Origin of the sequence: Alicyclobacillus suci (assembly GCF_017329615.1) — a bacterium.
GTDB lineage: Bacteria > Bacillota > Bacilli > Alicyclobacillales > Alicyclobacillaceae > Alicyclobacillus > Alicyclobacillus suci.
In genome coordinates, this window is sequence record NZ_JAFMTW010000262.1 from 1 (window position 1) to 230 (window position 230).

Annotated in this window: 1 pseudogene; it reads right to left on the reverse strand. The window is 54.8% G+C overall.

Annotated elements, in window-relative coordinates:
• Positions 1 to 230: pseudogene (locus J3482_RS22260) on the reverse strand (IS21 family transposase); the annotation flags it as partial.

Below are 230 nucleotides of genomic sequence, written 5' to 3' on the forward strand. Positions count from 1 at the left end.
GAACGCTCCTCCTGCAAACATTCCCATGCACTACGCCCGTCGCGATTGGATTGCGCCTTGTGGTTGAGGCGCTCACAAACGCTTATCAGGTACTCGTTGGCGCTCTCGAGTGAATCGAACTCGTACCTGGACGCGAATGCTTTTCTACGCACCACCTCAACGCTGCGTTCCACATGGCCCTTCTCGTTGCCGCTGCACACGTTACAGAAGCGAAACTGAAATCCGTAGTA